This window comes from Mesorhizobium sp. B2-3-4, assembly GCF_006442315.1.
In the GTDB taxonomy this organism is placed as follows: domain Bacteria; phylum Pseudomonadota; class Alphaproteobacteria; order Rhizobiales; family Rhizobiaceae; genus Mesorhizobium.
Map to the genome: position 1 here is coordinate 66726 of NZ_VFVY01000002.1, position 21096 is coordinate 87821.

The window sequence follows — 21096 nt, forward strand, 5'->3', positions numbered from 1 at the left end:
GTTCGGCCGGGCGGAGCCGCCGCCCGGCTAAACCTTCCCTCATTGTGCGGATGCTCATGTGCTGAACTACGCTTTGCGGCGGCTCCTGATGCTGCCCGTCGTCCTCTTTGCCCTGTCGCTGATGCTTTTCGCGCTGCAGATGTCGCTGTCGCCGACGCAGCGCCTGGCCGCCTACGCACCGTCGCCCGACTTCCTCAAGGGTGGCCAGGACAGCATTCGCAGGATGATCGACCAGTACGGATTGAACGATCCCTTCTATATCCAGTACGGACGTTGGATCGGCAACATTCTGACCGGCAATCTCGGTTGGTCGGAGACGGCGCGCCAGCCCGTCGCCCATGCGCTTGCGTCTCTGCTGCCGGCGACACTGGAACTCGTGGTGCTGGCCTTCATTCCCGGCTTTCTGCTGGCCATATATCTGGGCTCGCGGGCTGGCATCCATCTCAACCGCTGGCCGGATCATCTGATCCGCATCTTCACCATCCTCGGATGGTCCTTTCCCGTCTATGTGTTCGGATTGCTGATGCTGCTGATCTTTTACTCGGCACTGGACTGGTTCCCGCCCGGGCGGCTCAGCCAGTGGGCGCAGTCGGCCGTCACGTCTCCCGGTTTCACCCGCTACACCGGCGCGAACACGATCGACGCGCTGCTCAACGGTAATCTCGCCATCTTCTGGGATTCGCTTCGGCATCTCGCGGCTCCGGTCATCACGCTGACTTATGTCAATCTTGCCAACATGACGCGCGTCATGCGCACCTCGATGCTGGAAACGCTGCGCCAGGATTATGTACGCACCGCGCGTGCAAAGGGCATGCCGAGGCGCGTGGTGGAACTGCATCACGCGCGGCGCAACGCGCTTTTGCCTGTTACGACGATTGCAGGGATGGAGCTTGCCGCCATGATGGGCGGCGTCGTCATTACCGAAACAATCTTCGACTATGCCGGACTGGGTCAGTTCGCGGCCAAGACCGCCGCCAATCTCGACTTTCCCGCCGTGCTCGGCTTCGGGCTCTATTTCGCGGTCGTCCTCGTCGTGCTCAACCTCGCTGTCGATCTGGTCTATCCGCTGCTCGATCCAAGGGTGAAGACGCGATGAGGGCGCTCGGCTATCTGAAGCGTAATCCGATATCGCTGGTCGGCGTGCTCCTGCTGCTGGCTTTCGTTCTGGTTGCCATCTTCGCGCCGGTGCTTGCACCACCGCAAGAGTTCCAGATGTCGGTCTACGACACGCCGCGAGCCGGGTTCCTGGCGACGCCGCAGCCGCCGTCGCCCGAAGCGATCTTCGGGACAACCGAAGGGCAGTATGATATATATTACGCCGTCGTCTGGGGGACTCGTACGGCCTTCAAGATCGGCCTCGGCGTCGTTGCCATCTCGGTTCTGATCGGGACCATCATCGGTTCGCTCGCGGCCTATTATGGCGGCGTCGTGGACGAGGTCCTGATGCGAATCGTCGACGTGTTCATGGCGGTTCCCTTCCTCATCGCGGCAATGGTCCTGACCGCGCTGCTCGGCAAGGGACTCGGACCGATAACCGTCGCGCTGACGACCTTCGGATGGATGGGGTATGCGCGTGTCGTGCGAAGCGAGATCCTGCGCATCCGCGAGATGGATTTCGTCAACGCGGCACGAAGCTACGGCGCCGGCGACTTCCGGCTGATCGTCCTGCACATTCTGCCCAACGCATTCTTTCCTGTGCTCGTGCTGGCCACGATGGCGACGGGTTCAATGGTGCTGACAGCCTCGGCCCTGAGCTTCCTGGGCGTCGGCACCGAGGAGGGATACGCCGACTGGGGGCAGTTCATCGCCTATGCGCGCAACTGGATCGTCGGCCAACCCGGAAATCCTTTCCAGTACTGGTACACGCTCGCTTTCCCCGGCGCCGCGATCTTCCTCTTCGTGCTGGCGTGGAACCTGGTTGGCGACGCGCTGCGCGACATTCTCGATCCACGCCATACCGATTGAAATAAGGGAGTAACCTCCGTGTCTTCGCTTTCCAGCAGCGCCATCGAGCTTTTCGAAGATCTTATCCGCCACGAGGTAGAGGACAAGGCGATCCCGTCGATCTCCTATGCCCTCGTGGACCGGGACGGCCTTCTGGCGCATGGCCATGTCCAGCGGCACGATCGTCATTTCGACATGAAGGACGATACCTGTTTCCGCATAGGCTCGATCACAAAGACCTTCACCTCGGTCGCCATCATGCAACTCGTCGAACAGGGGCTGGTCGACCTGGATGTCGATGTCTCGGAATATTTGCCGGGGTTCCGCCCGGTCAATCCGTTCGCCGGTCGCGAAAGCGGCCCGCACGGGTCCCAGATCAGCCTGAGCAAGCTGATGAGCCACACCGCCGGCATCGTGCGTGAGCCCAAGAGCGGACACTATCTGGACTCGCACAAGCCACCGCTAGCCGACACGGTGGCGGAGCTCGCCACATCCACCCTCAAGCAGGATCCGAGCGCCGGCATCATGCATTATTCGAACGCCGGCATCGCCGTGGTCGGGATGGTGATCGAGCGAGTGACGCGCAAGAGCTATTCCGATTATATCACCCAGAACATCCTGAAGCCGCTAGGCATGAACGACACGTCGTCGGGGATGGCTCCTGGCATTCGCGAAAGACTGGCGCCGGCCGACATGTGGACACTCGACGGCGACAGCCCGGCGCCGGTGTTCAATCTTGGTGGCTCGCCTGCCGGCAATATCTTCTCCACCACGTCCGACATGGCAAACTACACGCAATGCCTGTTGCGCGGTGGCTTCGCGCCCGATGGTCACCCCATCGTCAGTCCGGCATCGCTGCGCAAGATGTGGACGCCGATCGGCAAACGCCCGGAAGGCCACAACAAGGATTTGAACGGCTATGGCCTGTGCTTCGGCGTCGGCGACATGGATGGATGGACGTCCGTCGGGCATGGCGGCGCGGTCTATGGATATGCGTCGCAGATGATGATCCTGCCCAGGGCAGGTCTGGGCGTGCTGATTTTCGCGACGCTCGATTTCGCCAATCAGATAGCCTCGCGACTGGCCGGCGACGGCCTCCGCATCGCCCTTGCCAGTCGCGGTATGGGACGCATGCCGGAGCGCAGCCAGACCGCCCCGGCCATCACGCAGGATCAGTTTGCGCGGCTGCCGGGTCTCTACCGCCATGAGACGAGCGGCGAGGTCGTCGAAGTCAAGAACAAGGACGGCAAGCTCTATCTGATGGGGGAGGGCGTGCCGCTTCAGATCCGCCCTGTCTCGGGAGATGATTTTGTCATCGACGGCCGCATCTATGGCCGTGGAGCCGAATATGCGCATATGAACCTTTCTTTCTCGCAGGCCAACCAGTTGACCTGGAAAGGGGCGGACTGGTCGCGGGTCGATACCCTGCCTGTCGAGAAAGTTCCCCCGGAGATCGCACCGCATCTGGGCGAGTACGGGCCGGACTTCAACATCACCTACCTGACCTACAGCCATGGCGAGCTGAAATGCCTGATCGAGTATTTCTGCACCCATTCATGTGAGCCGGTGGACGCCGGTCGGTTTCGCATGCACGGGCTGCTTTATGAGGAAGAAATCCTCGAACTGGACGCCGTCGACGACAATGGGCGCCGCGGCATTCGCGTCGGACCCATGTTTCTTGTGCGCCGCCAGGCCGAAATGGCGGCCTGAAACGCAAGCGGCAGGCCGGGCACGGCTCTCGGGCCGGCGGCGACACGAGCTGCCGCCCGGCGATTCCTCTGACAGCGAAAGGCAAGGATATGAAAGTCTTCATCAGCGCCGACATCGAAGGCACGGCGGGCATCACCAACTGGGACGAGGCCCGCAAGGGCAATCCCGATTATGCCGAGTTCCGCGAATACATGACCGAAGAGCTCGTTGCGGCTTGCGAAGGCGCCAAGGCGGCGGGCGCGACGGAGGTCGTCGTCAAGGATGCCCATTCGACGGCACGCAATCTCATCCTGTCGAAGCTGCCGGCCTATGTGCGCGTCGTGCGGGGTTGGAGCGGCCATCCGGACGCCATGATGTTCGGCATCGACGACAGCTTCGACGCCGCTCTCTACACGGGCTATCACAATAAGGCCGGCACAGACACGAATCCACTGGCGCACACGCTGACCGGGACCGTGTCCCGGATGCTTATCAACGGCGAAGTGGCGTCCGAATACACGCTCAACGCGCATTGCGCCGCGCGCTACGGCGTGCCCTCCGTGTTCTTGTCGGGCGATGCCGGCATGTGCGGCGAGGCAAAGGCGCTGGTGCCGGAAATAGCCACCGTCGCCACGAGCGAAGGTTTCGGGCCGGCCACGTCTTCCCTTTCGCCGCAAGCCGCCGTGAAAGCGATCCGCGAGACAGTCGAAGCGGCGCTATCGCGCGATCTGTCGAAGTGCCTGCCTAAACTGGCGAAGAAATTCGAACTTATCGTTGAATACACCACCCCGATCGAGGCTTACAGGGGCAGCTGGTATCCTGGCATCCAGCATCCGGCTCCGCGCACGCTTCGCTTCGAGGCGGACGATTTCTTCGAAATTCAGCGCGCCATCCGCTTCATCGTCCTGAGTTGAACAGGTAGTGCCGATACAGCCCGGCCGATTTCTAGCGGGCTGTATCGTCGGTCCTGTTCTACAGCTGCCCTGCGGCGGTTCGCTTCCGGTGGCCGTCAGAAAAACGTCTTCAGCGCGCCGACGATGTCATAGGCGTCATCGACCAGGAACAGAATCTGCCATTTGTCGAAGGTTGTGCAGGGGTGCGATACGCCAAGTCCGATACGATCACCGACCTTGACCGGAACCGTTTCGGGGACGCGCATATAGGCGTGCTGGTCGTTGCTGGCGAAGATCTCGCAACCGCTCAGCTTTTGAGGCGCGGCGCCGTCGCGCGAGACGAGCAGGGGCACCGGCAGTCCGGAATCGGTTCCGAAGTCCCGCTTGCCGGCCGTCAGGATCGCCAGGCCGGGCTCCGGGCAAGACTGCACATGGGTCCAGACCTCCAGCGCGTTGATCAGACCTTCGTTCTCGCCCGTCGCGGCAAGGATGCGCTTTTGCTCGGCCTCGTAGACGCCGCTGTCATGACTGACATAGCAACCGCTGCGCGTCATTACCTGGGCGTCGGTGCCGGCGAGCCGGTCGAGAACGATGTCATAGAACGACGAGCCGCCCGCTGTCACGATCGGCGGCGCCCGCTCAAACAAGCCTTTGCTGGCGCATGTCTCGTAGAGGACGCCGATCTCCTCGACGAAGTCGGCCACCGCCTTCGCCGGGCCGCCATCCTTCGCCTTGATCAGCCCCTCGAACGCCTCGACGCCGCAGAGCAGCAATTGCGGGGCGGCGTGAGCGGCGCGGGCCACCTCGAGTGCGGTTTCGTTGTCGCGGCATCCGGTCCGGCCTCCGCGATAACCGCGCTCGACCAGCACTTGTATGGGCCGCGAGTTTGCTCCGGCGCGTCGGACCGCCTCGCTCGCCAGGCGCACGGCATCGAGGCTGTCGACCAGCATGTAGAAGTCAAGCTCTGGCGAGGCATTCAGCTCGGCGACGAGAGCGTCCAGCTCCAACCGTCCGACAAGTTGGTTGGCAAGAACGATGCGGTCGATGCCGAACCGGCGGCAAACCTTGATTTGGTGCAGCGTTGCGACCGTGACGCCCCACGCGCCATCACGCAACTGCCGCTGCATGATCTGCGGGCACATCGTCGTCTTGACGTGCGGCGCGATGACCGCGTTTCGCTTGGCCAAGAAGCGTTGCATCCAGCGCGAATTGTGGTCGAGCGCCGCCTCCTTGATGACCGCCGCCGGCAGCGGCACGTCGCCGCGCAGCACGTTCCAGCCCATCGATGCTACCTGATCGAGGCGGACGGTGACACTTGGAGGAATACCCTTCGTCGTGTCGTCCAGGACCAGGCCGTCAAGCTCGTGAAGGTTCATGTGATTTCCCGATTCCTTGCCATCCGCCAAGGCCGCTTCAACGCGGCCGGCCTCGCTCTTACAGGGTGAGGACACCTTGCAGAAATCATATAATAGTTTGATGATCAGAAAAGATTTTTCTTAAACGAAAGACAGGTTGGAGCCACGAAATGCGCATCTTCATCGCGGGCATGGATACCGAGACCAACACGTTCGCGCCCATCCCTACCGGCTACCATAGTTTCGAGGAGATGGGCATCGCCCGGGGCGACGCCACGTCGAAGGCTCTTAACGAACCCTCCTGTCAGCTCTTCGTGTGGCGCCAGCGCGGCGAGGCCGACGGTCACGAGATCGTGGAAAGCCTCTGCGTGTGCGCTGAACCGGGAGGTATCACCATCCGCCATGTCTATGAGCAGTTTCGGGACGAGATCCTGGCCGAACTCAAGGCGGCCATGCCTGTCGACTGCGTGCTGCTCGCCCTGCATGGCGCCTTCGTAGCTGAAGGCTATGACGATACGGAGGGCGATCTGCTTGCCCATGTCAGGGCGGTCGTCGGCCCGGACATTCCCGTCGGCGCCGAGCTCGATCTGCACTGCCATACGACCCGCAAGATGGTCGACAACGCCACCGCGATCGTCGCCTACAAGGAATACCCGCACACCGACATCATGGACCGCGCGGGCGAGCTCTACCGCATCATCGTTGATACTGTGGAAGGCAAGGTTCGCCCGGTGATGGCGCTCTACGATTGTCGCATGATCAGCACCTTCCGCGTGCAGGAGCAGCCGATGCGCGGCTTCGTCGACGGCATGATCGCCGCCGAGGCAGAACCCGGCGTTCTGTCCGTTTCCCTGGGGCACGGGTTCCCGCATGGCGACGTCGAGGATGTCGGCGCGCGCATGCTTGTCGTCACCGACAATGACAGGCCACTCGCTGAACGGACCGCCGAAAAGTTCGGCAAACAGCTTTTCGCATTGCGCAACCAGCTTATCCCGAAGTTCCTTGGCATTGACGAAGCGCTGGATATCGCGCTTGCCGAGCAGGAAGGACCAGTCGTGATAGCCGACGTATCCGACAATGCCGGTGGCGGCGCCCCCGGCGATTCCACCTATATTCTGCGCCGGCTTATCGAGCGCGGCATCGGGAACGTTGCCAGCGCCATGTACTGGGATCCGATCGCCTACCGCTTCTGCGCGGAGGCGGGCGTCGGCGGTACCCTCGCCTTGCGGGTTGGCGGCAAGTGCGGTGTGTTCTCGGGCATGCCGGTCGACCTTCGTGTGACGGTTAAGGGCCTCGGCCGCGGGTTGACGCAGCTTTTCGGCACCATGCCCTGGCCGCTCGGCGATGCGGCATGGGTCACCACCGATAGCGGTATCGACCTGATCATCAACACGGTGCGGACGCAGGTCTTCCATCCCGACTGCATGACCGCGCTGGGCCTCGATCCGGGCAAGCGGCGCATCGTCATCGTCAAGTCCAACTATCATTTCCAGGCCGGGTTCGCGCCGATCGCCAAGCGGATTTTGTTTTGCGCTCCGCCTGGCTCGACGCAGCCCAACTTCGCTTCGATCCCCTATACCAAGCTGAAGCGGCCTTACTGGCCGAAGGTCGAGAACCCCTTCGAGGCCGCCTGACCGCAGGCGGCGAAGGAATGTTGGCTCAACCGGCGGGCTGAAGCGCGCCGGTCACAATGTGACAACGCACCGTGCGGGCGCCATCAACGGCCTTCAGCAGTTGCGGCCGTTCGCAGCCGGCGGTCGCCGAAGAGCAGCGCTCTCGGAAGTAGCAGCCTGTCGGCAGCTTGCGGTTGCTCGGCAGTTCGCCGGCGCGTGGCGCGGTCGTGGTCAGCGGTCGCTCGAAACTCGGCACGGCGTCGAGGAGCGTCCTGGTGTAGGGGTGCTGCGGCCTGTCCAGCACGTCCTGCGTGGGGCCGGCCTCCACGATCTGGCCGAGATACATGACCGTCACGCGATCGGCGACATGGCGAACCAGTGAGACATCGTGCGAGATCAGCGCGTAGGACAGCTTTCGCTCGGTCTGCAGCTTCAGCAACAGGTTGACGATCTGCGCCTGGACGGAGACGTCGAGCGCCGATGTCGGCTCGTCCAGGACCAGAAGCTCGGGCTCGACGGCCAGTGCGCGTGCGATTGCGATGCGCTGGCGCTGGCCACCCGAGAATTCGTGCGCATAGCGGTCGATCTGCTCAGGCCGCAGGCCAACCGAAACGGCCAGCTCGGTCGCGCGTTCGATCAGCTGCGCGCGGGTATAGCCACCGCGTATGTGCAACGGCTCGGTGATCAGTCGCCACACCGGCAGGCGCGGATCGAGGGACGATTGAGGATCCTGGAAGATGATCTGGATATGGGCGTTGGATTGCGCGCGGTCGGTCCCCTTCAGCTGGATCGATCCGGCAGTGATCGGTGTCAGGCCGACGATGGCCTGGCCCAAGGTGGACTTTCCGCAGCCCGACTCTCCGACGATGCCCAGCGTCTCGCCTTCGGCCACCGACAACGAGACCCCGTTGACGGCATATACGTCGGCCCCACCGAACCAGCCGGAGGTGACGCGATAGCGCACCTCGACGTCTTCCAGTGCTAGAAGTGGCACGTCTGGATTCACGCGGCTTCAGCCTCCTCGATCCGGCGCCAGCACGCCGCGCGGCGCGCGGGGTCGATCGGGGACAATGGCGGCACCTCGATGCAACGCTCATCCGCCTCCCGGCAGCGCGCGCGAAACAGGCAGCCTGCGGGTGGATTCAACATGTCGGGCAATGTCCCAGGAATTTGCTCAAGTGGCCGCTTCGGCGCGGCCAGCCCCGGCAGGCAGCGGATTAGCGCCCTCGTGTATGGATGTGCGGGCGCGGCAAGCACGGCAGCCGTTGCTCCGGATTCCGCGACGCGCCCGGCGTAGAGCACATAGAGCCGGTCGCACAGTTGCGAGACCACTGCCATGTCATGCGAAATGAAGACGACGGCGGTACCGGTGCTGACCGCCTTCTGCCTGATGAGCGACAGGATCAGTGCCTGTACGGTGACATCGAGCGCAGTCGTCGGTTCGTCGGCGATGATGAGCTTGGGTTCGCACGAAAACGCCATGGCGATCAGCACGCGTTGACGCATGCCGCCCGACAGTTCGAATGGATAGGCCTGCATGATCCGCTCCGGCTCGCTGATCAGCATGTCGCGCAAGAGGCCGATCGCCTTCTGGCGGGCGGCGGCGCTGCTGAGGCGCTGGTGGCGGCGGATGACCTCGATCACCTGTTCCCCGATGCGTCGCGTCGGGTTGAGCGCGTTCATGGGCTCCTGGAAGATGGTCGATACCTGGCGGCCGCGAACATGCTGCAGTTCGCGTTCGCTGAGCTTCATCGGGTCGCTGCCGAAAAGTCGCACGGCGCCACCGGTGATGTGTGCGCCGCCTTTGGGCAGAAGCCGGGTCGCGGCCATCATGGTGACCGACTTGCCGCAGCCCGACTCGCCGACCACGCCGACGATCTCGCCGGCACGCACGTTGAGGCTGATCCCGTTCAGCGCCTTCACCGGTCCGCGAAAGGTGCGGAATTCCAGAGACAGATCGTCGATGTCGAGGAGGATATCGCCCTGCGCCGCGCTCATCGTCCGCCGAGCCTCGGGTCGAGCATGTCACGCAGGCCATCGCCCAAAAGGTTGAAGCCCATCGCGCTTATCAGGATCGCAAGGCCCGGAAAGGTGATGTACCACCATTGGTCGAGGAAGTAGTTCCGGCCACTCGAGACCATCGAGCCCCACTCCGAGGTCGGCGGCTGTGCGCCGAGCCCGATAAAGCTCAGCGCTGCGGCGGTCAGGATTGTGCCGCCAAGATCGAGCGTCGCCTGCACGATAATGGGTGACAGCGCATTGGGCAGGATGTGCCAGCGCAACAGATAGGCCGGCGAAGCGCCGAAGCTGCGTGAAGCCTTCACATAGGTCCGGTTGCGCAGCGCCAGTGTCTGGCCGCGTGCCAGCCGCACATAGGCCGGCACGCGCACGACGGCCACGGCCAGCATGGCGTTGAACAGGCTGGGGCCGAGCGCGGCGGCCAGCGCCATTGCCAGGATCAGCGCCGGCAGCGCCAGGAATACATCCATCAGCCGCATGATCGCCGTGTCGACGATGCCGCCGATCACTCCCGACAGGCAACCTACGATCGAGCCGACCACGGTCGAGATGATAACGATGGCGAACGCGATGCCGCAGGAGGCGCGCGCGCCATAGAGAACGCGCGAGAACAGGTCGCGGCCTACCTCGTCGGTGCCGAAAAGATGCTGCAGGCTGGGCGCGGCGAGGCGCGCCGACAGCGAGATGCGGTCGGGCGGATAGGGCGCCAGAACCGGCGCGGCGACGATCACGATCAGCACGATCAAGGCAATGGCGGCGCCTACCAGCGTAAGCGGGCTGCCCTTCACGCGATACCAGATGCGATTTAGGCCTTCGCGAGCCGCGGATGGGTGTCTGGCGGCGCCTGTCGCTTGAATGGCCATCAGCCGAGTTCCCGGATCTGTGGGTCGAGCACCATGTAGGTCAGGTCGACCGCCAGGTTTATCAGGACGTAGCCGAGCGACGCGACGACGGTGAAGCCCATGATCGCCGGGAAATCCAGGGTCTGAATCGAGGATACGACATAGCTGCCCATTCCCGGCCAGGCGAAGATCGTCTCGGTCAGCACCGCTCCGTAGAGGAGGTCGCCAAAGGCGAGACCAAGCAAGGTCACCGACGGGATCAGTGCATTGGGCAGCGCGTGGCGCAGGATGATCGTTGAACGCGACAGCCCGTTGGCGCGTGCGGTACGTACATAGTCTTCCTGCAGCACGTCGAGCATCGAGGCCCTTATCTGGCGCGTGATGATGCCGAGGTTGGCGAACGCCAGGACGAAGGCCGGCAGCACGAGATGGTAGAGCGTTGACCGAAATGCCGCGAGGTCGCCGGCAACGAGAGAATCGATCAGGAAAAACCCGGTCATCCGGGGTGGCGCGGTTATGCCGAGATCAAGGCGCGCGCTGCCCGGCAGGATCGGGATCTTCACATAGAACACGATGATCAGCGCAAGGCCGAACCAGAACACGGGCATCGATATGCCCGCCACCGAGACAACGCGCGCCGCCTGGTCGACCGGGCCATCCTTGTATATGGCCGACAGAGCGCCAAGCGGCACGCCGATCAGGATCGCCATTAACAACGCCGTAATGCCAAGCTCGAGCGTGGCGGGCAGGAATAGCGCTATGTCGGTGGCCACCGGCCGCCTTGTTCTCAGGGAATTGCCGAGATCGCCCGAAAGCAACTGCTTGACGTAGATCACAAACTGCTGCGTGACCGGCTTGTCCAGTCCAAGCTCCTGGCGCACATGCGCCAGCGTTTCGGCGGAGGCCTTGTCTCCAGCAATCATCTGTGCCGGATCGCCTGGAATCAGATGCGAAATGGTGAAGGTGACGATGGCAACGCCAGCGACCACGAAGACCAGCAGGACGAGACGCCGAAGGATGGTGGACAGCAATGACATGCCTTCGGCGTCCGTTTCTATTCGGACTTCGACATTTCGGCGATGTTGTACACCTGAATCAACATCGGGTTGTAGACATAGCCCTTTACTGACGACCGCATGGCGAAGATGTCGTTCTTCTGGAACAGAAGGACGTATGGCGCATCCTCGTTGGTGATCTTCTGGGCGTCGATGTAGAGCTTCTCGCGCTCTTTCTGATCGACCGTCTGGAGCGCCTTGTTGATCAGGTCAGTGACCTTCGGGTTCTCGTAGAAAGCACGGTTTCCGGGGGCGCCCATCTTGGTCGGATCGAACCAGATGTTCATGAACATGAAGGGATCGGCAAAATCCGGTGTCCAAGCGCCGGTCGAGATGTCGTAATCGCCCTTGGCGACCAGCTCGCGCTTTGTTGTGTCGGCGACATTCTTCATGTCTAGAGTCACGCCGATCTCGGCGAGCGATGCCTGCAGCGCGAGGCCGACAGGCTCCCAGGCCGAGTCGGCCTGCGAGTAGGTGTAAGTGACATGCAGGTTTGAGACGCCGGCGTCGGCGAGCAACTGCTTGGCCTTGTCCAGATCGTAGGTGTACTGCATGCCTTGCGGGTCATGGCCCCACATGCCGTCCGGCACCGAGCCGCGCATCTGCTCGGCCTGGCCCTGCATGACGCCATCGACAAGCCCCTTGTAGTCGACCGCATAGGAGATCGCCTGACGAACCTTCGGGTTGTCGAACGGCGCCTTCTTGTTGTTCAGATAAAGATAGACGACGTAAAGGCTGGGATTGCTCTCGATCGCCACCCCTGCACTCGATTTCATGGCCTCGGCCTGGTCGACGGGAACCTGGTCAATCAAATCCGCGTCGCCGTTTTCCAGTTGCAACCGGCGCGACGACATTTCGCGCACGATCTTGAAGATAACCTGCTTGAAGGCTGGAGCCTTGCCGGCAAAATGCGGGTTGGGTTCAAGCGTGATCTGCTGGTTGCGCTCCCAACTGGCGATCTTGAAGGCGCCGCTGCCGGCGCTGTGCTCAGCCAGCCAGGCGCGGGCATCGTCGCCGTTGACCGCGTGGTCCTGCGCCTTCGGGTTGACGATTGACCCGGCCGATGTGGCAAGCGCCGAAAGGAAAGGCGCGAACGGGGCTGACAATTCGAACTTGACCGTCTGGGGATCGACGACAACGACGTCCTTGATGGTCGGGAACATGTCGCCGGGGCCGGCTGCCAGTTTCTTGACTCGGTCGAACGAATACTTGACTGCGGCGGCGTCGACCGGCGAGCCATCGTCGAACATATGGCCGGAAGCCAGCTTGAAGGTCCAACTGAGATTGTCCGGTGCAACGGTCCAGCTCTCGGCGAGCTCGGGGATCACCTCTGTTTTCGCACCGTCATACTTCACCAAACGCTCATAGGCGGGGAAGATGAGAGTATAGCCGTTATTGCTGACCTCGACGCCGGGATCGGCAGTAGGCGGATCCTCCGCCTTGTCGATGACCAAAACATCCTTGGTGGTGGCCCAGCCGTGGCCGGTGATGGCGAAAGTAGCGAAGGCGGCGAATGCCGCGACTGTCGGCAGGCGACGGAACATGACAGGCGCTCCCCTAGAGCTTTTCGTTGAACATCCCTGGCGTTTCGCCGGATGCCGTAGCCACACGCTAACATCCGCGACATGGATGGCAAGGCGATTTTTCGGATAGGAAAGCGATTTTTCGAATTAGCCAAGAAGCATTTCGGTGCTCGCGGCCTCGCGCTCGTCGCCTTGGCTGACGGCACTGATCAATATTTGCTCGGACTGCCCGGAAGCGGCGGTGCAGATGCACAGGATACGCGCCGGCGCATCGCCGACGCTGATATAGGCGTGTCCCATGGTGGATTCGAAATAAACGGATTCTCCCGCCTTCAGCCGAAGCGCCTCATAGACATCGGTATGGAGTTCGACCTCTCCTTCGAGCACGTAGGTAAATTCCTGGCCTGGGTGCCGGACCAGCTCACCGAATGCGTCGATGCTTTCGCTCGTCACGGTGCCCAGCATCGGGATCATCTCTTTCCGTGAGAGCTCCGTGCAGAGAAATTTGTAGATGTAGTTCGGCGTCTCGACGATTCGACCGTCGTCGATCTTGCTTACCACCCGCGCACCGTGAGCAACGGGAGGTGCGCCTGCCTTCTTCGCCCCGAACAGTTCGGTGATATCCACCTTCATGCCCTGTGCCAGCTGCAGCAGCTTGTCGTATGTCAGCGACATCTGGTTGTTCTCGACCTTGGACAGGGTCGAAATAGCCAGCCCGGACATCTGGCTGACCTGTGTCAACGTCAAACCACCTTCCCTGCGCAACGCCTTGAGGCATTCGCCGAGACTTGGCTTCGAATCGCTCATGAACCACCTGAAATCGCCATGCACGGCACCTTAGAGACACGGTTCGCGAAAGTCGACGGCGGTGCGATGCCGCTTTACGATGAGCAATAATATTGATCGATTCGAAAAAACGCATTTGCGGACAAGAGTGTGAGAGCCATCCGTGAACGGAAGCACGTTTGACTTGACGGCTACTGCTTTGCGACAGCCGCAATCGCCTCCACTGCTTTCGACACGAAAGCGTCCAGCCGTCCTGTCTCGTCTTCTGTCCTGAGATATCTGCACTGCTCATATGCTTCGGCTGTGGCTTTCGCAGGGTCAATCGAGCCGCTCTGGTGATCGAGAGCCACTGCAGCCGATGCGATCAAGCACGAGGCGTATCGATCCAAAGCGCTCTCCGCCGCTTGGGCCAATTGGGGTGCAAATAGAAGGAGAAACAGGCGGTCAAGCCAACTCGCATTTTGCACCTCCGGACTTGCGACTATTTTGGTCCTGCCGCTGATGAAGGTGGATCGCAAGACTGAAATCCTTGCAACAGAATATGACGGAACCGTCAATCAGGACCGCGGTTCTAAGGCGAGGAGTTACGCCTGTTTACTCCCCAGTTTCCTATGACGTTCCGGGTTTGAAAGCGCGCCAATTTCAGTTTGATTGCAGTCCGGATTAGGCAGCAGCGCGCGATCGTAACAACGAGAATTGGCAGCGGAGGGATGCCGGCTCGCCTGATCGGCCAGGCGTTGGCGTGGGACCCTGTGGGCGCTGGCTGCAACGGCAACGCTTGGCCTGTGTTTTCAGGTGGTGAAGGGCATTGAATACGCCAAGGAAATTCACGAAGGGTTGGCGCCACTGCTCGGCCTGCCGTTCCAGCGGTCGCCGAGTGATTTCAGAGGCCAAGAGCTCACGGACGCCGCAGGTGCATCCGGCGCGGACTTGATAGCTTATGGCCCTCGAAACGACATGGCGGCTTTGCGCCTCGGCCGTTAAAGCGGGCCTTGCTCGTCCTGAAGCGGCCGTTATCAACAACAACGCCAGCGTGTTGCGTACAAGAGCTATCCAGCGGCCTCCTCCTCCATCTCTTTCATGTCCTGAAAGCGGTCCGCAATCCGCGGATGGAGCCGGCCGCCATCCGCCGCGCCGATGGCCACGACGATTTCGTCTGCGGCCGGGCCGTCGGCGATCTGGAAGTTGGCGGTGATGAAATGCGAGCGGCGGCCGTTCTCGCTCTTGTGCATCATCGGTAACGACAGCAGCGCGCCTGGCGCGTTGCGCGTGTTGCAGAATTCGAGGTAGGTGGTGCCGCCCACGGCGTCGCGGAACACATTGCCGAAGCGAAGCGTATGGATCAAGGCGGAGGCGTGCTCGATTTCGCCAGCGGTTCCGACGGCGGCGGCCTTGCCATAGCTCTCTATGCGTTCGGCCGGCATCAGGTCGAGCAGGCGGCGCGTGAGTTCATGCCCGAGGCGGGGCGCGATGGCGACGATTTCAGGCCGCAGATCGTCGACGAAACCTTGCCCGGCCCATGGGTTACGCAGGACGGCGGCAACGACGATCGACGTTACCGGCCTGGCGCCCGCCTTGCCACCTTCGATATGGATTTCCTCGATGAAGGTGCAGACTTTTCGCAATTCCATGATTTTGGGCCCTGTTGGTGGAGGCCCAGCCTAGTAGGGCGCAGGGAACAGGTATTCCTCCGGTTCGTAGGAAGAATCGGCGTGCGCCCCGCTTGGAAGCGGTGTAGCGTTCGTATATCCGCGAGGGCTTAAATCGGCCTTCGTGAGGCGGAACTGGGCGTGAACCACGAGTCGCAAATTCTTTCTTTGCGGGATGCCGCCAGCCTCATCAACTCGGGTGGCGATCTCCAGTCCGTGCTGCGCGACCTCGTGCTGGCAGCCTGCCGCCATGCCAAATGGACGCTGGGCTCGATCATGAGCATCGATGCACCGCATGGCCACGCCTATGTCATCGTGCGCCATGACCCGACACTCATCCAGCGCGCCTTGCCGGACCGCTGGGAACTGGCGACCAGTCCTTCGATCGTCGCGCTCAACCGCAACGAGCCGGTCTATATCAGGGATGCTCGGGCGTCCGAGGAATTCCCGGGCTACCGCCGCGAGGCGTTCGAGCGCGATTACCGCAGCGTACTTGTCATGCCGATGAGCTGCGTCGACGAAGACAGCCGGCCGATGGTGCTGACCGTCGTCTCCCGCGAGATCACCGAAGTGAGTGCGGAGGATATCGCCTTCATCGGCATGATCGTGCATCTGGGCGAAATCGCGGTCGAGAAGCAGCACCGCCTGCGCCAGGAAAAGCAGGCGGGCGAGCGTCTGCAGCGGGCCTTGCAGGCGCACACCTCGCTGCTACAGCAGGCTCTCTCGGAAGGATCGGTGGCCGCGCTCGCCGACAAGGTCGGCGAGTTGTTGCCCAACCCGGTCGTGGTCATCGATTTCCACGCCAACCTCGTTGTCGCAGGCCGCTCGCCGAGCGAAGCGCATTTCGATGCCGCGGCTTGGCGCCAGGCCGTTGGCGGCGTGCTCAACCGACAGATCGTCAAGGTCGCGCGCGGCGCGTCGGAAGCGCGCCAGGACGAGACTTTGTTCGTCGACGACGGCAAGCATCGCCTCAAGCTTTCGGTGCGCGTAGAGCCGCTGACAATCGACGACGAAGTGGTTGGCGCGCTGATGATTTTTCCGACGCCGCAACAATCGGGCCAGCTCGACCAGATGCTGCTCGACAGCGCCAAATTTGCGCTCAGCGTGCAGATGATGCGCAGCTTCGTCCGCTTCCGGTTTGAGACCCGATCGCTGACCGAGCTTTTCCTGGAGGTCGTGGAACGCCGCTGGCGCGATGAAGCCGATATCGTCAATCGGGCACGGCGGCTGGGGCTCGACCTGACCGTGCCGCAACGACTGATTGTTGTCGACTATGCCGATGCGGCAAAGCACGGCGGCAGCCTTGCCGATCCCCATCATGCCCTTGTCCGGCTCCTGGAACAGGCAGGCGTGGCGGGCACGGTTGTCACCGTCGAGGGCGGTCTTGTTTGTCTCGTGGCGGGCGATGCCAGGGAAAGCATGCGCCTGACGAAATTGCCGAACACGATCGCCACCGAGTTCGGCCGCCATCTCGGTCGTGAGCCGGCGGTGCTGGTTTCCGAGGTCTGTGCGTTGCTGGCCGATTATCCCACCGCGTGGGAGCGCTCCCGACGCATGATCCGCATCGGCCGGTCTTTTGGGCGCACCGGCGTCTTCGCCGGCCAGGATTTCGGGCCGCTTCCGATGCTGGTCGCGGCCGCCGATGTGCCTGATGTGCGCAACTTCGTCGACAAGAGCGTCGGCGCCCTGATCGCGCACGATCGCGAGCACGGCACGCCTTACCTGGAAACGCTGTTTGCCTATCTGCGCGAAGGTTGCCGCAGCCAGGCCTGCGCCGACGCCATGGGGCTGCATGTCACGACCTTGCGCTACCGCCTGTCGCGCATGGAAGAGCTGTTCGGCATCAAGCTCGACACGCCCGAACAACGTTTCGCGGCCGAGCTGGCGATCCGCCTCAGCGGCATCATTGACAGCCGGGTGCCCGAAACCCGCTAGAGCCCCTCAACCCGTCATCGTAGTTGCTATGGCGTCCGCCGCCAGGCGCTGACTTGCCAAGCCCCTGCTTGCTCGGGATGGCAGCAGCCAGTCGCCAAGTCTTTCCTACAGATCGGAGGAAGAACCGGCGCCGCGTCCTGCCTAGCCTCCGTCCCGAAATGTGGAGGAAGGCAATGGCGGATACGGTGGCACAAGGGATGATCGACCCGATCGCCTTGCGTCGTGCCTTTGGCACTTTCGTCACCGGAGTCACCGTCATCACCACGCGCGACAGCGACGGCAATCCGCGCGGCATGACGGCCAACTCCTTCACTTCCGTCTCGCTCGACCCGCCGCTGCTTCTGGTCTGCGTCGGCAAGTCGGCAGCGAGTTTTCCGGCTTTCAACGAGACGCAATCCTTCGCGGTGAATTTCCTGCATGAGGGGCAGGCCGATGTCTCGTCGGTGTTCGCCTCGAAGGCGGCGGACAAGTTCCAGTCGGTCAATCACGACCGCGCCCACACCGGCGCGCCTGTCCTGACCGACAGCCTGACCTGGTTCGATTGCGCCGTTTACAATCGCATCGAGGCCGGCGACCACATCATCTTGATCGGACAGGTGCAGGCTTTCGGAACCAGCCCCTCGGCGCCGCTCGGCTTCTGCCGTGGGCGCTACGCCAGCGTGAAGGATCCGCTCCCGGCCGGCTGGCTGGCCTCGCAGGACATGATCATCGGCTATCTTGTCGAGGCCGGCGACCGGATATTGTTGCGAGACGACCGCAAGGGCGGATGGGTGCTGCCGACGGCGCGGCGGCGCAAGGCCGACAGCAAGCTGGTGCTGGACGGCGGCGAGGCGCTGAGCCTCGTTCCGGAAAACACCTTCCTCTATTCGGTGTTCGACGTCGCCGACAGTGATCCCGGCTACCTGATCTATCGCGCCGAGTTGAGCCGAGCGAGCGCGCAAGGCCCGCTGCCGGATGGCCACGCCTTCTTTGCCGTCGACGCGCTGCCCTACGACCAGGTCGCCACGCATGAATTGCGCGCCATGCTGCGCCGCTATGCGCGCGAGCGCCAGGACAAGCGCTTCGGCATCTACATGGATAGCGGCGATGGCGGCCGCGTCGCCATGATCGACGGCCAGTCGCAATCGTGGACGCAGGCCGCTTCCGAATGAAGTCTTACGCAGGACGGACAGCATGAAAACGACGGTCGGATCGCTCGAAGGCTCGCGCCAGGACCTGTTCATCGACGGCGCGTTCGTGGTGCCGAGGAGCGGACAGTATATCGACAGTTTCGATCCTACCACCGGCAAGCCCTGGTACCAGTTCGCCGAGGCCGGCGCCGAGGATGTCGGCGCGGCTGTCGAGGCCGCGCGTGCCGCTTTCGCCAACCCATCCTGGCGGCGCATGACCCAGACCGATCGCGGCAAGCTGGTGCGCCGGCTGGCGGAGCTGGTGCTGGAGCACGCCGACGAACTGGCTCTGATCGAAACGCGCGACAATGGCAAGCTGCTCAAGGAAATGCGCGCGCAGATGCGCGCCATGCCCGACAGCTACACCTACTTCGCCGGCATGGCCGACAAGCTGCTTGGCGACACGATCCCCGTGAACAAGCTCGATATGCTCAACTTCAACCTGCGCGAACCGATCGGCGTCGTCGGCATGATCACGCCGTGGAACTCGCCGCTGATGCTGCTCACCGGCACGCTGGCGCCATGTCTGGCGCTTGGTAATACAGTGGTGGTCAAACCTTCCGAGCACGCTTCGGCTTCGACGCTCGCTCTGGCCGAGCTGATCATCGAGGCGGGCTTTCCGGCCGGCGTCGTCAACGTCGTGACCGGCACGGGCGCTGTCGCGGGCGATGCGCTGACCCGCCACCCAGGCATCGCCAAACTTGTCTTCACCGGCTCGACCGGAACCGGGCGGCGCATTGCCGCCAATGCGGCGCAGAACCTCATTCCCTGCTCGATGGAGCTTGGCGGTAAATCCCCCCACGTGATCTTCGGCGACGTCGATATCGAACATGCCGTGAATGGCGTGGTGTCTGGCGTCTTCGCGGCCGCGGGGCAGAGCTGCGTTGCCGGCTCGCGCTGCTTCGTCGAGGCAAGCGCCTATGAGCCTTTCGTCGAGGCGCTGGTCGAGCGTACAAAGCGGGTGCGGGTCGGGCTGCCGATGCTGGATGACACCGATATCGGCCCATTGGCGCTGTCGGCGCAGCTTGCCAAGGTCGAAGGTTACGTCGCGTCCGGCGTGCGCCAGGGTGCGCGGATCGCAGCCGGCGGCAAGCGTCCGCAGGCGGACGACCTGGCCGGTGGCTGGTATTTCGAGCCGACCGTGATGACCGATGCCGAGAACGGCATGGAGTTCATGCAGGAAGAGCTGTTCGGCCCTGTCGTCGGCGTCATCCCGTTCTCGTCGGAGGACGAGATGATCCGGCTCGCCAACGACACACGCTACGGGCTCGCCTCCGGCATCTGGACCCGCGACATCAACCGCGCCCTGCGCTTCGCCAGGAATGTCGAGGCCGGCACGGTCTGGATCAACACCTATCGCGCCTCCTCCTTCATGTCCGCCAATGGCGGCTTCAAGGAGAGCGGCTACGGGCGGCGTGGCGGCTTCGACGCCATGGAGGAGTTCTCGCGCCTGAAGAATGTCGTCATCGACTATTCGGGCGCCATGCAGGACCCGTTCGTTATCCGCCTTCGCTGACCAGAACCCGACGCAACGGGGGAGACCGACATGAAATTCGCCGTTTCGCTGACCATGGAGCGCTTCTCGCCCGACATCCCGATGGAAAGGGTGAAAAGCAATCTCTTGGAACTGGCGCGCATGGCCGACGAGGGCGGTTTCGAGACGCTGTGGACAGCCGAGCACCATACGATCGAAGCAAACATTTCGCCCAACCCGCTGATGACGCTGACCTGGCTAGCCCAGCATACCGAGCAGATAAGGCTCGGCACCTCGACGCTGGTTGCGCCTTATTGGAGCCCGATCCGGCTGGCGGGCGAAGCAGCGCTTTGCGATCATCTGACCGGCGGCCGGCTGGAGTTCGGCATCGCGCGCGGCTCCTACCAGTATGAATTCGACCGCATGGCTGGCGGCATGCCGCAGCAGGAAGGCGTCGCCTATCTGAAGGAACTGGTGCCGGCGGTTAAGAAGCTCTGGGCGCAGGACTACGCCCATGACGGCCATTACTGGAAGTTCCCTGTCGCTGCGGGCGTGCCGAAGCCGCTGCAAAAGCCGCATCCACCGATCTGGGTGGCCGCGCGAGACCCGGGCACCTTCGACTGGGCCGTGAGCATCGGCGCCTCGATCCTGTCGACACCCTTGTCGGCGCCGGCGGCTGAAATCGCCGTGCTTGGCGAGAAGTTCCGCAAAGCCGTCGCCGATCATCCGGAAGTGCCGCGTCCGCGCCTCATGATGCAGCGGCGCACTTGCGTCTACGAACGGGCGCAGGATTGGGAGGTCGCGGTTGGCCACGCCATCGACTACGGCCGCGCCTTCGAAAACCTGTTCCAGAACATCGGCACGGTGAAAGACGGTTACCCGGAAGCCGTTCCCTATGAAAGCGTCAAGGGCAAGGACAACTACAATCCGGAAAACATCCGCCGCAACCTCATGTTCGGCACGCCCGACGAGGTGATCGAGAAGCTGCTCGACTACGAGGCGGCGGGCGTCGATCAGTATTGCCTCGGCCTGACGTTCAACCTCCCGTTCGAGCTGCAGAAGAAGACGATCAAGCTGTGGGTCGACGAGGTGATGCCGGTTTTCGCCGCGCGCGAGCGCGACAAGGTGCGCCAGACGGCGAGGGCCTGAC

Annotated in this window: 17 protein-coding genes; 9 read left to right on the top strand and 8 right to left on the bottom strand. The window is 62.8% G+C overall.

The annotated features are described in order from the left end of the window. The first annotated feature begins 88 nt into the window (after window positions 1-88). The 4 genes from FJ967_RS04005 (at window position 89) to FJ967_RS04020 (ending at window position 4547) form a co-directional block, all read left to right on the top strand. Window positions 89-1096, top strand: coding sequence for an ABC transporter permease (locus tag FJ967_RS04005; RefSeq protein ID WP_246675162.1), 1008 nt, complete (start codon window positions 89-91; stop codon window positions 1094-1096). After that, the gene (locus FJ967_RS04010) at window positions 1093-1965 is read left to right on the top strand and encodes an ABC transporter permease (protein WP_140730404.1); all 873 of its coding nucleotides are present in this window, start codon (window positions 1093-1095) and stop codon (window positions 1963-1965) included. Before FJ967_RS04005 ends, FJ967_RS04010 begins: the two co-directional genes overlap by 4 nt. Window positions 1966-1983: 18 nt before the next feature. Further along, window positions 1984-3654, top strand: a complete 1671-nt coding sequence (locus FJ967_RS04015) for a serine hydrolase domain-containing protein (protein WP_140730405.1) — start codon at window positions 1984-1986, stop codon at window positions 3652-3654. An 89-nt stretch (window positions 3655-3743) separates the two neighbouring features. Further along, window positions 3744-4547 (top strand): M55 family metallopeptidase, encoded by an 804-nt coding sequence (locus FJ967_RS04020; RefSeq protein WP_140730406.1) that lies wholly within the window; start codon window positions 3744-3746, stop codon window positions 4545-4547. Between the two features lie 95 nt (window positions 4548-4642). On the opposite strand, the gene FJ967_RS04025 is transcribed toward FJ967_RS04020, so the two are convergent. Further along, window positions 4643-5797 carry an amino acid deaminase gene (locus FJ967_RS04025; protein WP_210243548.1) on the bottom strand — a complete coding sequence of 385 codons (1155 nt, stop codon included), beginning with the start codon at window positions 5795-5797 and terminating at the stop codon, window positions 4643-4645. A 254-nt stretch (window positions 5798-6051) separates the two neighbouring features. Between FJ967_RS04025 and FJ967_RS04030 the strand changes: the two genes are divergently transcribed. Continuing rightward, complete coding sequence (locus tag FJ967_RS04030) at window positions 6052-7515, top strand: M81 family metallopeptidase (protein ID WP_140730408.1); 1464 nt, start codon at window positions 6052-6054, stop codon at window positions 7513-7515. A 25-nt stretch (window positions 7516-7540) separates the two neighbouring features. On the opposite strand, the gene FJ967_RS04035 is transcribed toward FJ967_RS04030, so the two are convergent. The 7 genes from FJ967_RS04035 to FJ967_RS04065 form a co-directional block, all read right to left on the bottom strand. Then, window positions 7541-8488, bottom strand: coding sequence for an ABC transporter ATP-binding protein (locus tag FJ967_RS04035; protein ID WP_210243549.1), 948 nt, complete (start codon window positions 8486-8488; stop codon window positions 7541-7543). An 8-nt stretch (window positions 8489-8496) separates the two neighbouring features. Further along, window positions 8497-9492 (bottom strand): ABC transporter ATP-binding protein, encoded by a 996-nt coding sequence (locus FJ967_RS04040; RefSeq protein ID WP_140730410.1) that lies wholly within the window; start codon window positions 9490-9492, stop codon window positions 8497-8499. Beyond that, window positions 9489-10376: a D,D-dipeptide ABC transporter permease gene (gene ddpC, locus FJ967_RS04045; RefSeq protein ID WP_140730411.1), complete on the bottom strand. Its 888-nt coding sequence runs from the start codon at window positions 10374-10376 to the stop codon at window positions 9489-9491. The genes FJ967_RS04040 and ddpC overlap by 4 nt, the downstream gene beginning before the upstream one ends. Then, window positions 10376-11392 (bottom strand): ABC transporter permease, encoded by a 1017-nt coding sequence (locus FJ967_RS04050; protein WP_140730412.1) that lies wholly within the window; start codon window positions 11390-11392, stop codon window positions 10376-10378. Before FJ967_RS04050 ends, ddpC begins: the two co-directional genes overlap by 1 nt. Before the next feature lie 17 nt (window positions 11393-11409). Then, window positions 11410-12954 (bottom strand): ABC transporter substrate-binding protein, encoded by a 1545-nt coding sequence (locus FJ967_RS04055; protein WP_140730413.1) that lies wholly within the window; start codon window positions 12952-12954, stop codon window positions 11410-11412. A 126-nt stretch (window positions 12955-13080) separates the two neighbouring features. After that, entirely contained in the window at window positions 13081-13740 is a 660-nt protein-coding gene (locus tag FJ967_RS04060) for an XRE family transcriptional regulator (protein WP_140730414.1), read from the bottom strand. A gap of 1028 nt (window positions 13741-14768) precedes the next feature. Next, window positions 14769-15350 (bottom strand): amino acid synthesis family protein, encoded by a 582-nt coding sequence (locus FJ967_RS04065; protein WP_140730415.1) that lies wholly within the window; start codon window positions 15348-15350, stop codon window positions 14769-14771. 159 nt (window positions 15351-15509) lie between these two features. Here FJ967_RS04065 and FJ967_RS04070 point away from each other — a divergent pair, with 159 nt between their 5' ends. The 4 genes from FJ967_RS04070 (at window position 15510) to FJ967_RS04085 (ending at window position 21095) form a co-directional block, all read left to right on the top strand. Further along, entirely contained in the window at window positions 15510-17303 is a 1794-nt protein-coding gene (locus FJ967_RS04070) for a helix-turn-helix domain-containing protein (protein WP_140730416.1), read from the top strand. A 173-nt stretch (window positions 17304-17476) separates the two neighbouring features. Then, window positions 17477-18454 (top strand): flavin reductase family protein, encoded by a 978-nt coding sequence (locus FJ967_RS04075; RefSeq protein WP_140730417.1) that lies wholly within the window; start codon window positions 17477-17479, stop codon window positions 18452-18454. Window positions 18455-18476: 22 nt separating this feature from the next. Continuing rightward, complete coding sequence (locus tag FJ967_RS04080; RefSeq protein WP_140730418.1) at window positions 18477-19988, top strand: aldehyde dehydrogenase; 1512 nt, start codon at window positions 18477-18479, stop codon at window positions 19986-19988. Between the two features lie 30 nt (window positions 19989-20018). Beyond that, window positions 20019-21095: an LLM class flavin-dependent oxidoreductase gene (locus FJ967_RS04085; RefSeq protein ID WP_140730419.1), complete on the top strand. Its 1077-nt coding sequence runs from the start codon at window positions 20019-20021 to the stop codon at window positions 21093-21095. Window position 21096: the final 1 nt, after the last annotated feature.

What these genes read in the sequence shown, in the direction of transcription:
- FJ967_RS04020 (WP_140730406.1), top strand. Translation starts at nt 3,744, where the DNA reads ATGAAAGTCTTCATCAGCGCCGACATCGAAGGCACGGCGGGCATCACC.
- FJ967_RS04075 (WP_140730417.1), top strand. Translation starts at nt 17,477, where the DNA reads ATGGCGGATACGGTGGCACAAGGGATGATCGACCCGATCGCCTTGCGT.
- FJ967_RS04010 (WP_140730404.1), top strand. Translation starts at nt 1,093, where the DNA reads ATGAGGGCGCTCGGCTATCTGAAGCGTAATCCGATATCGCTGGTCGGC.
- FJ967_RS04030 (WP_140730408.1), top strand. Translation starts at nt 6,052, where the DNA reads ATGCGCATCTTCATCGCGGGCATGGATACCGAGACCAACACGTTCGCG.
- ddpC (WP_140730411.1), bottom strand. Translation starts at nt 10,376, where the DNA reads ATGGCCATTCAAGCGACAGGCGCCGCCAGACACCCATCCGCGGCTCGC.
- FJ967_RS04040 (WP_140730410.1), bottom strand. Translation starts at nt 9,492, where the DNA reads ATGAGCGCGGCGCAGGGCGATATCCTCCTCGACATCGACGATCTGTCT.
- FJ967_RS04060 (WP_140730414.1), bottom strand. Translation starts at nt 13,740, where the DNA reads ATGAGCGATTCGAAGCCAAGTCTCGGCGAATGCCTCAAGGCGTTGCGC.
- FJ967_RS04065 (WP_140730415.1), bottom strand. Translation starts at nt 15,350, where the DNA reads ATGGAATTGCGAAAAGTCTGCACCTTCATCGAGGAAATCCATATCGAA.
- FJ967_RS04005 (WP_246675162.1), top strand. Translation starts at nt 89, where the DNA reads ATGCTGCCCGTCGTCCTCTTTGCCCTGTCGCTGATGCTTTTCGCGCTG.
- FJ967_RS04085 (WP_140730419.1), top strand. Translation starts at nt 20,019, where the DNA reads ATGAAATTCGCCGTTTCGCTGACCATGGAGCGCTTCTCGCCCGACATC.
- FJ967_RS04050 (WP_140730412.1), bottom strand. Translation starts at nt 11,392, where the DNA reads ATGTCATTGCTGTCCACCATCCTTCGGCGTCTCGTCCTGCTGGTCTTC.
- FJ967_RS04080 (WP_140730418.1), top strand. Translation starts at nt 18,477, where the DNA reads ATGAAAACGACGGTCGGATCGCTCGAAGGCTCGCGCCAGGACCTGTTC.
- FJ967_RS04055 (WP_140730413.1), bottom strand. Translation starts at nt 12,954, where the DNA reads ATGTTCCGTCGCCTGCCGACAGTCGCGGCATTCGCCGCCTTCGCTACT.